Annotated in this window: 9 protein-coding genes and 1 pseudogene; 6 read left to right on the plus strand and 4 right to left on the minus strand. The window is 49.3% G+C overall.

What is annotated here, in order from left to right; translation table 11 throughout:
• Positions 1–189: pseudogene (locus tag AC3WQT_RS21235) on the minus strand (peptidase M20); the annotation flags it as partial.
• Positions 190–232: 43 nt separating this feature from the next.
• Positions 233–1,492: an allantoate amidohydrolase gene (locus AC3WQT_RS21240; RefSeq protein ID WP_492706842.1), complete on the minus strand. Its 1,260-nt coding sequence runs from the start codon at positions 1,490–1,492 to the stop codon at positions 233–235.
• Positions 1,493–1,814: 322 nt separating this feature from the next.
• Here AC3WQT_RS21240 and AC3WQT_RS21245 point away from each other — a divergent pair, with 322 nt between their 5' ends.
• From AC3WQT_RS21245 to AC3WQT_RS21260, 4 genes are all read left to right on the plus strand, one after another.
• Positions 1,815–3,131 carry a C4-dicarboxylate transporter DctA gene (locus tag AC3WQT_RS21245; RefSeq protein ID WP_492706843.1) on the plus strand — a complete coding sequence of 439 codons (1,317 nt, stop codon included), beginning with the start codon at positions 1,815–1,817 and terminating at the stop codon, positions 3,129–3,131.
• 313 nt (positions 3,132–3,444) lie between these two features.
• The gene (locus AC3WQT_RS21250) at positions 3,445–4,140 is read left to right on the plus strand and encodes a GntR family transcriptional regulator (protein ID WP_492706845.1); all 696 of its coding nucleotides are present in this window, start codon (positions 3,445–3,447) and stop codon (positions 4,138–4,140) included.
• A gap of 212 nt (positions 4,141–4,352) precedes the next feature.
• Positions 4,353–4,520 carry an SMI1/KNR4 family protein gene (locus tag AC3WQT_RS21255; protein WP_492706847.1) on the plus strand — a complete coding sequence of 56 codons (168 nt, stop codon included), beginning with the start codon at positions 4,353–4,355 and terminating at the stop codon, positions 4,518–4,520.
• Between the two features lie 69 nt (positions 4,521–4,589).
• Complete coding sequence (locus AC3WQT_RS21260; protein ID WP_492706849.1) at positions 4,590–4,976, plus strand: hypothetical protein; 387 nt, start codon at positions 4,590–4,592, stop codon at positions 4,974–4,976.
• A gap of 348 nt (positions 4,977–5,324) precedes the next feature.
• Here AC3WQT_RS21260 and AC3WQT_RS21265 read toward each other — a convergent pair whose 3' ends face one another.
• The gene (locus tag AC3WQT_RS21265) at positions 5,325–7,028 is read right to left on the minus strand and encodes a tetratricopeptide repeat protein (protein ID WP_492706851.1); all 1,704 of its coding nucleotides are present in this window, start codon (positions 7,026–7,028) and stop codon (positions 5,325–5,327) included.
• Between the two features lie 330 nt (positions 7,029–7,358).
• Between AC3WQT_RS21265 and AC3WQT_RS21270 the strand changes: the two genes are divergently transcribed.
• Positions 7,359–9,389: an ATP-binding protein gene (locus AC3WQT_RS21270; protein WP_492706853.1), complete on the plus strand. Its 2,031-nt coding sequence runs from the start codon at positions 7,359–7,361 to the stop codon at positions 9,387–9,389.
• Positions 9,390–9,479: 90 nt separating this feature from the next.
• On the opposite strand, the gene AC3WQT_RS21275 is transcribed toward AC3WQT_RS21270, so the two are convergent.
• Positions 9,480–11,462 (minus strand): alkyl/aryl-sulfatase, encoded by a 1,983-nt coding sequence (locus tag AC3WQT_RS21275; protein ID WP_492706855.1) that lies wholly within the window; start codon positions 11,460–11,462, stop codon positions 9,480–9,482.
• A 178-nt stretch (positions 11,463–11,640) separates the two neighbouring features.
• On the opposite strand from AC3WQT_RS21275, the gene AC3WQT_RS21280 reads away from it, so the two are divergent.
• The gene (locus AC3WQT_RS21280; protein ID WP_492706857.1) at positions 11,641–12,552 is read left to right on the plus strand and encodes a LysR family transcriptional regulator; all 912 of its coding nucleotides are present in this window, start codon (positions 11,641–11,643) and stop codon (positions 12,550–12,552) included.
• Positions 12,553–12,599 lie beyond the last annotated feature (47 nt).

The following is a 12,599-nucleotide window of genomic DNA, read 5'->3' on the forward strand; positions in this document are numbered from 1 at the left end:
GCTATCCGGCACTGCATGTTTTTCTGCTGTGATGCCCATGTCCTGCAGCAGATCAGCGGTGCGTTCTGCATGTGGGGCATTATTGCCGGGTGGGGTATCGGTCGGTACGCGTACCAGTTCTTGCAGGAATTTGACCTGCTCGTCAAAGTGGCTGTCTACCCAGGCGTCGAGTTGTTCGTAGTTATTCATGGTGGAGAGCTTTCATGGTGAGTGTTGAGTATGGTTGGGCGTCTTATGCCTGACGCCTCGATTGAAAGTGTTCAACAAAATGGGCAAAGGCTTGCGCGGCGAGTGCGGCATCTTCTGCCGTCATGATTTCATCCGGGTGGTGGCTGATGCCACCATTGCCGCAACGTACAAACAGCATGGCAACGTCGCAGATGGCAGCCATTGCCATCGCATCATGTCCTGCGCCAGAGGGCAGGTGACGCAGCGGTACATCGCAAGCAATGATGGAGTCAGCCAGTTGCTGTTGCAGCCATGGCGCACAAGGCACGCTGGCCGCTTCATGGGTTCTGCGCAAATTGAAATGCACCTTGCGGCGTGCCGCGATGCGCTCGATTTGTGTCAGCACATCGGCCACTGCCTGCTCGCGCACTGCGTCTTGCTCAGCACGTATGTCGATGGAAAATACGGCCTTGCCGGGCACCACATTGGTCGCACCATTCGGTACGTTGAACTGGCCAACCGTGCCAACCAGGCCGGGTACACCCTGGCAGCGCTGTTCTATATACAGGCCGGTTTCTGCTGCGGCCATGGCTGCATCACGGCGCATGCCCATTGGCGCTGTGCCAGCGTGTCCTGCCAAACCTTCCACCTCGACCGTATAACGGGTGGCACCGGAAATAGCAGTCACCACGCCCAGTGCCAGCCCTTCATTGAGCAAGACCGGCCCTTGTTCTATATGGACTTCGACAAAGCCCAGTACGCTGGCCGGGTCATAGGCCGCCTTGGCCAGCCCGGCTGGATGAAAGCCGGAAGCCGTCATCACTTCGCGCATGCTCGCGCCGCTGTCATCCAGATTATCCAGCACGGCCATGTCGAATGTGCCTGCGGCGGCGCGGCTGCCCAGCAGGGTGGCCTTGAAGCGCACGCCTTCTTCTTCCGCAAAGCCGATGATCTCTATCGCGAACGGAAATCGCTGGCCAGCCGCATGCCATTGTTCCACACAGGCCAGCGGCAGCAAGATGCCCAGGTTGCCGTCATATTTACCGGCATTGCGCACCGTATCAAAATGGGAACCGGTCAACAGGACGGGGGTATCGGGTTCCAGGCCTTCATAGCGACCTATGACATTGCCCGCCATATCGCGCCGCACGTTCATGCCGGCAGCGCACATCCATTCAGCCAGTTGGGCGGCGGCACTGTGGTGCTCAGGGGTCAGGTAAGTGCGCGTCAACATGCCCGGTGTTTCGGTATGTTGCGCCAATACGTCAGCCCTGTTCATGATTTGCGAGCCACAACTCGCGTAGGAATGCATCTTGCTCGACATGCTGGTCTCCTCCTTTTGTTAGGTGTAGGTGTCTCATGCAGGCTTCGTAGTGAGCTGTGGCTGTCCCGGCTTGTCTTGTTATGTATGCCGCAATTACCTGGCTTGGGGAACTGCCATTTTTGCCTGTTTTTTTGGATTCTACTATTGAATTCATTTATTGCATACAATAATTGGATGCAGTATATTTGATTTCAGATCGCTTCCTGAAAAGCTGGCTTGACGGTGAGGTCTGCAAGAATTTTCGTATATGTATCAATAAGTTGGAGTGAAGTTTGAGTTAAGTCACATCAAGTAGTGCTAACCAGTCAATCAGGAGGTAATCGTGCAGCGTATCTACAAATCACTTTTTGGTCAGGTGCTTATTGCCCTGGCAGCCGGGATACTGATAGGGGTCTTGTACCCCAGCTTTGGCGTCAGCCTCAAACCCATAGGCGATGGTTTTATCAAACTGATCAAGATGATCATTCCCATGATCGTTTTTTGTGTTGTTGTACATGGCATTTATGGTGCAGGTGAGCTCAAGAAAGTAGGGCGCGTCGGCCTGAAAGCCCTGATTTACTTTGAAGTGGTGACAACGATAGCCCTTGTATTAGGCCTGGCACTGGCTTTCATCTTCCACCCCGGTGAGGGCATGAACATCGTCCCTGCCTCGCTGGATGCCAGCACTCTCAGCACATATGTCGATAATGCCAACAAGGTCAAAAGCGCAGGCTTTGCCGAATTTGTCATGAAGATCATCCCTACCACCGTGGTCAGTGCATTTACCTCGGGTGATGTGCTGCAAGTCTTGCTGTTTTCGCTGATCTTCGGCTGTGCCCTGTCACTGGTAGGTGAAAAAGCCCGCCCCATTGCCGACTCGATCAGCAGCCTGTCAGAAGTATTTTTCAAGTGCATGTCCTTCATCATCAAGCTCGCGCCTCTGGGCGTGTTTGGTGCAATTGCCTTCACCGTGGGCAAATATGGGGTGGGGTCATTAAAGCAACTGGGCTTTTTGGTGATTTTGTTTTACGCCGCCGTCATCATTTTTGTATTTGTCATCCTGGGTGGGATATTGAAAGTCGCTGGCTTCAATATCTTCAAATTCATCAAATACCTGCGTGAAGAATTGCTGGTAGTGCTGGCGACAGCATCCTCTGACTCTGTCTTGCCGCAGGTGATGAAAAAACTTGAATACATGGGCATCAAGGACACCACAGTTGGCCTCGTGATACCCACCGGCTATTCCTTCAACCTCGACGCCTTTTCAATTTACCTGACGCTGGCCGCCGTATTCATCGCCCAGGCCACCAATACCCCGCTGGCATTTTCTGATTTGCTGGCGATACTGGCGATTGCCCTGGTCACCTCCAAAGGCGCGCATGGCGTACCCGGCTCGGCCATAGTCATCCTGGCAGCAACCTTGTCTGCCATACCCGCCATCCCGGTAGTGGGCCTGGTGCTGGTGTTATCGGTAGACTGGTTCATCGGCATCGCCCGCGCCCTGGGTAACCTGATCGGTAACTGCGTCGCTACCGTCGTCGTCGCAGCATGGGAAAAAGACATAGACAGGAGCCGCGCCCATGCAGTCTTGAATGGTGATACTGCAGCAATTGCCAGTTATGATCTGGCGAATAGCAAGGCAGAGCTGGCGGCGGGATGATACAGTTTTTCATTTGCTGACTGCGCCAGGTCAATATAAGTTGAATAAAAATAACGCCCAAGGATGGAAATCTTTGGGCGTTGTGCTTGTAGTGGACTGTAACAGTGAAAGCGAAGTGCCTGCCATGCGCGCGACGACCATGGCGGTGTTGCAAATACTCGCGATAGCCCCGCTATCGCTGTGTTTTGCGCCTTGCCCTGGTTCGTCGGGCGCATGTCCTTCACTTGCGCTTTCACTGTTACAGTCCACTAGAGGTTACAATTTCGCCTTAGCTCATCATGCAGTACGCTTAGCTCTACAGGTAAATAAGAATATGACCGTCACCACGAATACAGACCAGGCAGACAGCTCAGAAGCCATCGCCCTAGACATCACCACGGCCATCGCCGAGCAAAGGCTGCCGCCAGGCACCAAGCTCAGGGAAGAGGCACTGGCGCGCATGTATTCCGTCAGCCGTACCAAAATCCGCGCCGCCCTGGTCATGCTCGCCAAGGACAAGCTCATCGACCTCGTGCCAGAAAAAGGCGCTTTCGTCAGCAAGCCCAGTGAACAGGAAGCGCACGAGATATTTGCTGTCCGCCGCATACTTGAAGCCGCCCTCGTGCGCGAATTCATCGCCAAGGCCACAGCAGAAGATTACGCCAGGATAGAACAACACCTGCTCCAGGAACGCCAGGCCATCATCGACAACAACGTCCAGGAACGCTCAACCCTGCTCAGCGATTTCCACATCCTGCTCGCCAAGACCGTCGGCAACCAGGTACTGACCGACATCCTCATGAAACTGGCAGGTCGCAGCTCCCTCATCACCATGCTCTACCAATCCAGCCGCGACGCCAGCTGCTCTTCAGACGAACACGTAGAATTTATCAAGGCAGCAAAAGCAGGGGATGTAGAAAAAGCCGTAGACCTGATGGCCCATCACTTGCATCATGTTGAATCAGCACTGCAATTCAAGGAAGTGGCGAAGAGCGACAAGAAGGATTTTATTTCGGCGTTGTTGGCTTGAGTTTAAGTTTGAAAAACAGGGGTAATAAAGAGATGCACAGAATTTGGGTTAACATTTTGTGAAAATGCGAGACTAACGATAAGCAAGCCTTGTAGGTACGATTAGCTTTGCGTAATCGTACGCATGTTGACTCACGCATCATGTTTGAGAGACCTATAGTTGTTTCAACGTTTTGCATGCGTACGATTACGTTTCACTAATCGTACCTACTCTTGCTACCGGAAAAATTTATTCCCATAGCGAGAGATGCCGGAGATTATTTGATTTGTTTGAATTTTAATAAAAGCTCGCCTACAGTTGAGATATTCGATCCAGCGTCGGAACAATCATTTTTCGTAGCCCATAGTTTTAGTGAATTCGTGAGCTTGTGGCATGAATAAGAGTATCTAGGCTGGTTAAATCGATCAATTCTATTAGCAGGTTATTTTGAAATCAGACGGCCGGACAAAATGAAATTTTCAAAAAAAACCTATATCGTGATCGGCATCGCATTGCTGTTTCAATTAACAGCAGCAACTTTATGGTATTTAACTACTCCACATTTATCACAAGAATCCAGATATCTTCCATACACTTGGTTTGTTTTGTGTGGTTTTCTTATTGGTTTATTTGAAAATAAGAATTACATATTGAAATCTGTAATACTTGGTTTTTTGATGGCGGTTTTAAGTTCTGTGATTCATTCTATAGCCTTTTATATGGGAGTTTCGGTTGACCTTGGAAATTTATCGTATGCGCCACTTCTTGCATTAATGGTCTTGCCGTTTTGTGTTGCTGGAAGTTTATTAGGGGCTTTTCTTGGAAACCTGATTTTTCGGTTTTTCATCAAAACTTAAATATGACACCAGCGCAGGTACGATTAGCATCGCGCAATCGTACGCATGTTGACTCACTCAAGATACGTCGAAAAAGATGATGTTCGCTATATTAAAGTGAATCCAGCAAGATAAGTCATCAATCCCTAAAGTGCTCATATCACAAAACGACTCTGGTGTTATGTTTGAGAGACCTGCTGTTTCAATGTCTTACATGCGTCCGATTACGTTTCACTAATCGGACCTACTCTTGCTTGTTGGCTTAGATGGCTTAGATTGCTTGAGTGAATCAGGCTTTTCCGCATAAAAAAACAGAGACCATTTGCTACAAATGGTCTCTGTTTTTTAAGTAAATCGCAAGCAGGCAGATCAGCTTGCTACTGCAGGTGCCGCAGACGGTAACGCTGCCATCATCTTCTGCATTTTCTCCAGATAGGTACTCGCCTCTGCAACTACGCTTGCATCCGGATAGCGTTGCAAGATCACCTTCACGATAGAAATTGCTTGCGCATATTTGCGGAAATGGTCGCCGGACAGGCGGGCGGCCAGCATGTATACGGCAGGGATATCTTCATGCTTGGGATTTTTCTTATCAAAGCCCTGTATCAAATTCATCGCGGCCTTGAAATCATTGGTCGCAAAAGCACTACTGGCAACTTGCAGGATATCGTCAGGCTGCACTTCAAAAGCCGGGTCGCGTTTTTTTAGCTCGCTCAGCATGTGCATGGCTTTTTCGTGATAACCAGCTTTACCCAGGACCAGCATGTAACGCCGCGCCTGTTCGCAGATGCGCTTTTCATCGCCTTTGCGCAATAGCAGTTGATACAGTTTTTCATTCAGGCTCAGATTGCCGCGCTCGTAGCGCATTTCATCTTCCAGTATGCGCAAGGCGGCATCGAGCTCACCCCGCATCAAGAGTGCATCAATGCGCTGTATAAATGGGTCGGATGATGCTGGCGCCGCATTGTCCTGCGCTTTTGCCTTGTCCCTGTGCGTATCAAAATCTACCACAACATGCAAACCGAGTTGCTGATGGTATTGATACAGCACATAGCCCATCATCGAGTAGGTTGCCAGGATCAGGTAAAAATTCAGGAAGGTCATCAGCGGCACGCTCACGAGAGGCGACCAGGTGGGCGGTATCAGATGGCGCAAGCCCTCTATAGCCAGCAAGACCGCACCAAAGATCGCCCACACCACGAAATAGGATGCACCCATGCCACGTATGAAGAACAGCGCCGTTGCTGGGTTGAGTGCGCGCCAGGCATTGTCTTCTATCGCCAGCACCATTACGGCAGCAGGTATCGGCAGGGCGAACAGTATGGCGACCAGATAAAACCATTTGGCGAAATGCACGTCCGGCGCCATGAATTTATCCATCCTGCTGCGCGGCTGATTGCTGTGGCCTTCTTCCATACCAGTATTTTGCGTACCGGTTTGTGTGCCGTTTTGCGTACCATAGGTCAGCTCCGCCTCGCGCATGGCGATGCGTCGGGCAACCTCTTCACTGCCATCGCTGACCTTGGGGCCAGTCATATCATATTGACTGATGGTTTTCTGTTCATCGTGCTCAGCGCTGTCGTCGTCCTCATCCGGTGCAGCAGGCTTGCGGGCAGGGTAGGTGTCATTGCCTGGTGTTGCCGGTAGCGATGCTGCAGCAGGCAGATGCGAACTTGCTGCGGCGGCTTTGCTAGCTGCCGCTGAAACGCTTGCATCCGGTTTGATGGCATAAGCAGAGACCACGATCATCAATACAAAATACAGCAAGAACACCAGGTTTTGCTTGTAGGGCCGCTTGTCCTTATTGCCCCAGATAGTGATGTCATCCCATTTGGGCTCCAGCTTGCCCATGGACGCCATTTCCATGACCGCATATGCATAGCGCAAAAAGAATAGCATCAGCAAGCCACGAAACATGCCAAAGGCAAACACCGTGACGATACTCAGGGCCGACAGCCCCGCAATCATGATCAGCGGCGCAGGCTTGAAAGGGAAGAGAAAAAAAGCAGGCAGGCGCTGCAAAAATGGCGTGATATCGTCTTGGTAAATCTTGATCTGGGGTTCTGCGGACATGGCCACTCTGAATAATTGTCATACGCTCAAAAAAGCGCGCTGCCCGGGCAGGCAACCCAGCAATATAAACGTAGTCAGGGTTGTATGCAAGGTGGTTGCTGGAGGGAATGATTTTGTAGGGGAATGTTAGTTGCCTGGGGGAATTTATAGTTTTTAATTAAAAATAATACTGATTGTATATTCAGTATTATTTGTGTACTCTTAGACTGTCTGACGATATTTCAACGTATTGAAATGAGGAAAAATTATTTACATAAACGACGTTTATGTTCCGAATTGCTATAAATGTAATAAGATGCGTGGATAGTGCGCATCTCAAAGGAGAGCGCAATGTCTACTTTGAGCATTGGTGAGTCTCGTATGAGTAATGTCAATATTAAGCGTGCTGTTGAAAATATACGGTCTAACACAACCGTTTACACTCCAATTGTCGAAACTATCGTTAATGGCATTCAGGCGATTGATGCATCGAAAAAGAATGATGGTTCCGTTGTAGTTACAATGATTCGATCTGCTCAAGCCGAAATTGACGAATCTTTGCCAAAAATAATTAGTATTAGAGTTGTTGATAACGGAATTGGGTTTGATCAAAAAAATCGAGATTCTTTTGACACATTTTATAGCGACTACAAAGCTAATGAAGGTGGCAAAGGATTTGGAAGATTTACTTGCCTGAAGTATTTCGGTGGGATGGATGTTAAAAGTATTTATTTTAATAAAGAATTTTTCTGTAGAACATTTTCACTTGGCACGGGCTACGACATTATCGTTAACGAAGATAATGTCGGTGCTCAAAAGACTGAGACCGGAACTGAGGTTCTCATTCGTGATATGAAAACGATGGCGTCGCTTGATAGTAAATTAGAGACGGTCGCGAGAAACATCGTTGAAATGCTGCTTCCATATTTTATAGTTCCTGACTATATATGTCCAAAAATTTCCATTCAAGAGATTGACGGAAAGAACCCAATAGTTTTGAATGATTATTTGGGAAGTTCTAAAGCAGTAATCCGAGAGGTACATTCGCCTGAGCCCCGATTTATTCTTAAATCGAATAATGGCGATAAAGAATTCTCCGTACGTGTTTTTAAGATTTACTCTCCGAGAAACAAAAAAAGTAAGATTAGTCTTGTCGCTCATAGGCGCGCCGTTACTGAGACAGCTATTTACAAATACGTTCCTGAATTTGAAGATGAATTTTGCGATGAAAATCTGAATGGAGCTGGAAGTGCAGATCGGAATTTCATCGTAAAAGTGTATGTTATTAGTGATTTTTTAGATAAGACGGTTTCTCTTGAACGGGGTGATTTTGAATTTCAACGTGAGAACGATTCTACTTTTGGAATTTCGCAGGAAGATATAGAAAAAAAAGCTGCTGAAATTGCGAAGAATGCGGTGCTCAGTGAAGTTAAATCTCGGCAAGAAAAAAAGGTCGAGCGTATTTCCGATTATGTTACTGAGCGGGCGCCCTGGCATAAGAGCATAATTAAAAATCTCGATAGTTCCACTTTCCCGCTTCATTGTTCCGATGCAGAAATTGAAGCATTACTTCAAAGAGAAAAATTCAAAGCAGAAGTACAGATTCGACGTGAAGTGACGGAGATATTGAGTAGAGAAAGTTCAGATGAAACTTTGACTGCAGTATCAGAAATTGTTGGAAAACTTTCCGATCAAAGCAAAAACGATTTGGTTCATTATGTAGCAATGCGGCGGCAAGTTTTGGAAATATTTAGGAAAAGCCTCGAAATAGGGGCAGACGGTAGATATTCTTCAGAGAAGGCTGTGCATGATATTATTTTCCCTACGAAAACTGATTCAAATAATACGTTCTATGACGATCACAATTTATGGCTGATTGACGAGCGATTGAATTTTAGTAGCTTCATATCGTCTGATAGAGCTATAAATGGTGGAGTGACAGACCGTGCAGATATTTTAATTTATAGCAAAAGAATTGCTTTTCGTTCTGAAAATGAAACTAGCAATCCAGTGACAATATTCGAATTTAAAAAACCGAATCGGGATGATTTTGCAAATCCATCGTCTGACGATGATCCAATTCAACAGATCATTCGTTACACAAACGGTATTCGTGATGGTGAATTCAAAACACCTAAAGGCTTAAAGATCAATATTGGTGAGACCACTCCATTTTATGGATATGTTGTTTGCGAGCTTAGCCCAAAAGTTGAAAAATGGTTGAGCCGTGAGAAAGACTTCAAACCTATGGCTGATCGTAAGGGATGGTTTAAATGGGTTGATAATATCAACTTATATATTGAAGTGTTGAGTTGGGAAAAGTTGTTGCAAGACTCTGAAATGAGAAATAGGATTTTTTTCCATAAACTTGGCATCATTTAGCCGTTGGTTAAGAGTCTCAAAAAATGCATAGCAAGTTATAGTGTGAATCGCACTTTCCAATGAGTTGGGCAGTGCGATATTTATATATGTTTACCTTGTCACAATCCCAAACGCCCCCTGTGCCTTGTCGATCAAGCTGAAAAATCGCACCAGATCTATCTTGCTCCCATCCACCTTCAAGTCATCACTGAACAGCGTATCTTTAACACCTGCCGTTCCCGCCATCATCTTGATGAAGATAGGTTTGGTCAGCGTCAGGGTGGCGTTTGCGTCTTTTACCGGTTCAGCTTTTTTGTGATGCAGTACTGCGTTTTCTATCCATAGCACGTAAGACTCTTTGGTGTCGGTCAGTACCAGATTGAGCTTGAAATCCTTGCCTTCGGCATCGGGGCCGTTGAGGCCGGCGGCCATGGCTTCGAGGAAGCGTTCTATCGGGGTTTGGCTCAGCATGTCTATCATGGCGGCGCGGTTGACGCCTTTGGCGGGTGGGCCGTTGCGTAGTTCATTGGCGGCGGTGAGGTAGCTGTTGCGCCAGGTGGATGCTTCTGCTGCATAGCCCATTTGCTCGTAGGTGCGTGCCAGGAGTTCTTTGGCGTTATTGTTTTTGCTGTCGGCAAAGACAACGTGGTTCAGCAGTTCTGCGGTCCATCGGTATTCGCCTTTGTCAAAAGAGGCCTGTGCAGCGGCGATGGCTTTGTCTGCGCCGCCCAGCAACTCTACGTAGTGCTTGGCAGATTCTTGTGGTGGCAGGCGATTCAGGTTGGCGGGGTTGCCGTCATATGCACCTATGTAGAACTGATAGACGGCTTTGACATTGTGGCGCAGGTCGCCGTAGTAGCCGCGTGCGCCGAAATAATTTTCCAGTGATTTGGGCAACTTGATCTTGTCGGCGATTTCGTAGGGCGTGTATCCCGCATTGATGAGGCGCACGGTCTGGTCATGGGTGTATTTGTAAACATCGCGCTGCTTGGTAATGAATTCTGCAATACGTGGCTTGCCCCAGATGGGCCAGTTGTGCTGGCCAAAATAGACATCGGCATCGGCGCTTTGTGCCAGCGCCTGTTCGAGGTAGCTGCTCCAGCGCTGGGCATCGCGTGCCTTGGCACCGCGCACTGGCAAGAGATTGTGCATGGTTTGCGCGAGTATTTCGGCACCGGCATAGGCTTTTTTATCGGGGATGCTGAAGGTCAGTTCTGATGGTGCTTCTGCGCCTGGCACGTTGTGAAAGACAAAATTCACGCCATCCAGCATCAGCTCTTGTGTTTGTTTGGTGATGAGCTGATTGGGTTCGAGCACGCCTATGCTGCCGTAGGCCAGGCCTTTGCCCAGGCCGGTATCGACCAGTCCCTTGGCGGAACGCTCAAGGTCTTTACCAAACTGGTAGCCAGAGCGCCTGGCCATGGCGGTGCCGACGAGGATGTTTTCGCTGGTGGCTTCTTCCATGAAACCGTCTGGCGCGATGACGGGGATGTTTTTGCTTTTGACTTCATCTGGCGTGATGACGCCGAGTGCGCCACCAAAATGATCAGCATGGCTATGGGTGAAGACGATGGCGGTCACTGGCTTGTCACCCAGGTGTTTGCGGGCGAAGGCGAGGGCGGCGGTGGCGCTTTCTTTTGAAGTCAGCGGGTCAACGATGATCCAGCCCGTCTTGCCTTCGATGATGCTCATATTGGCGATATCAAAGCCGCGCAGCTGGTAAATGCCATCAGTAACTTTGAACAGGCCGATTTGTGCATTGAGTTTTGCATGCCGCCACAGGCTGGGGTTGACAGTGGCAGGGGCCGCGCCATCGATGAATTTCCATGCATCGAAATCGATGAGCACTTCACCTGCGGGGCCAAGGATTTTGCCTTCTGGCTTGGCGATCAAACCACGTTTGGCATCTTCAAAGTCTTGCTGGTCGTCCAGCGCCAGGCTTTGTGCCATGTCGGCATTGGCTTTGACGGTGGTGGCCGTGGCGTCGCCCATGGGGGCGTTGCTGGCCTTTTGCCCGCAAGCGCTAAGGATGAGGCTGCTAGTGACGCTGACAACGAGCAGGGCGGCGAGAGGATTTAACTTCAAATGATGCATGACAGTCTCCATTATTTATTTTATGGAAGAGCGTAGGGCAGCTAGTTGTAGTTGTCCAATGCATTCTTGGACTAAAATCAATGCATCACGTGCATGGATATGTTGAAGTAATAACATTGAAAAACACGCACATTGCTGGCTTTTATGTGTCTACTTCAGGTTAGGCTAATGGAACATCATGGAACTAAAGCGCCTCAAACATGTAGTTGCCCTGGCAGATGAAAAGAATTTTGCCCGTGCCGCCGAGCGTGTGCACCTGTCGCAATCTGCCCTCAGCCGTAGCATACAGGCGGCCGAGGCTGAGTTGCAGGTGCAATTGTTTGACCGTGGCACGACCGAGGTGCTGCCTACTCCTGCGGGCAGTTTTTTTATAGACAGGGCGCGCAAGCTGCTGTTTGACAGCAATTGCCTGCAAAGGGATATAGAGCTATACCGCAGCAAGCAGATAGGTGAGCTGGCGATAGGCGTGGGGCCATTTCCGGCGGCGACCTTGCTGCCCATGCTGATGCCGGAATTGCGGCAGAATTTTGCCAGCGTCAGTTTGCGGGTAGAAGTCAATAACTGGGAATACCTGGCCCAGCATCTGCGCAGCGAAGAGCTGGATTTTTTTGTGGCAGATACACGTGACTTGCCGCCGGACCAGGATCTGGACATTGATTTGCTGGCGCGCCAGCGTGGCGGGCTTTTTGTGCGTGCCGGGCACCCGCTATTGAGCAAGTCAGAAAGGCTGCCAGTGGATATTCTCGATTATGGCCTGGCATCGGTGCGTTTGCCGCAAGCGATACGCAAGGCACTGGCGCAATTGCTGGGTTTGCCCGCAGGGGCCGCCTTGCCGATTGCGCTTGAATGTGACGATGTGTTGACATTGAAGCGTGCTGCCCTGGAGTCAGACACCATACTGGCTGCCATCAATGCTGCGGTGGCGGATGAAATCCAGCGTGGCCTGATGTTGCCGCTGGTGATAAAGGGTATCCCGAATATGCATTCCGAGGTGGGCATTGTTTCGCTGCGGGGGCGCAGCCATTCGCCGGTGGCGCAGTTTGTCATAGGCAGGTTTAAGGAATTGGCTGAGTTGCATGCGCGGCAGTAGTGCGTCACTGATATATACGGGCAAGCCGGGCGTTAAAGTCCAAAGTT

Source organism: Undibacterium sp. FW305-107, from assembly GCF_058788535.1.